The 411-nt window shown below is 67.4% G+C and carries 1 protein-coding gene; it reads left to right on the forward strand.

Annotated features, from left to right (window positions below; genetic code table 11):
• Positions 1 to 411, forward strand: a 411-nt coding sequence (locus tag ACR6JA_RS22385) for a methyl-accepting chemotaxis protein (protein WP_494599616.1), incomplete at both ends; no start/stop codon positions are given.

The following is a 411-nucleotide window of genomic DNA, read 5'->3' on the forward strand; positions in this document are numbered from 1 at the left end:
GCGTCGCTGGCCGGCAGCGGCCAGGTCGGCCTGGCGCGCATGGAAGACACCATGCGCAACGTGGTCGGCGCGGCCGGTTCGGTCAACGCCAAGCTGGCGATCCTGAACGAGAAGGCCGGCAATATCACGCAAGTGGTCACCACGATCACGAAGGTGGCTGACCAGACCAACCTGCTGTCGCTGAACGCCGCCATCGAGGCCGAGAAGGCCGGCGAGTACGGCCGCGGCTTCGTGGTGGTGGCGACCGAGATCCGGCGCCTGGCGGACCAGACCGCCGTGGCCACCTACGACATCGAGCAGATGGTGCGCGAGATCCAGTCGTCGGTGTCGGCCGGTGTGATGGGCATGGACAAGTTCTCGGAAGAAGTGCGCCGCGGCATGGCCGACATGCAGCAGGTGGGCGACCAGCTG

The sequence above is a fragment of the Cedecea sp. B1(4) genome, assembly GCF_059414925.1.